Annotated in this window: 1 protein-coding gene; it reads right to left on the bottom strand. The window is 68.8% G+C overall.

What is annotated here, in order from left to right:
• On the bottom strand, positions 1-292 hold a 292-nt coding region (locus NE591_RS15125), incomplete at both ends, for a hypothetical protein (RefSeq protein WP_256157086.1).

The following is a 292-nucleotide window of genomic DNA, read 5'->3' as shown; positions in this document are numbered from 1 at the left end:
GGTCTGCAGGGTGATGGTCTCGCCGGTCGGCGCGATGCGGCCCTCGTAGACGAAGTAGTTCGACCCGTTGGGCAGAAAGAGCGTGTCGATGTCCGTGGCCGGCAAGGTGTAGTCGCCGGCATGGCTGGCGGCATCCTCCACGTTCGGCTTCAGGGCCTGGGTCTCGTCGTCGAAGTCGGAGTTGAAGGGCAGTGCCGTCGCCGCTGTTTCGGCGGGGGCCCTGTCGTCTCTGGTCGCTTGCGCGCCGAGCTCTCCGGCCCCGAAGGAAGGCCTGGCCGGTACCGCCGGCGCC

This window comes from Adlercreutzia sp. DFI.6.23, assembly GCF_024462535.1.
GTDB lineage: Bacteria > Actinomycetota > Coriobacteriia > Coriobacteriales > Eggerthellaceae > Adlercreutzia > Adlercreutzia rubneri.
Note: the sequence above shows the minus strand (reverse complement) of the source record. Positions and strands in the feature narration are given on the sequence as shown.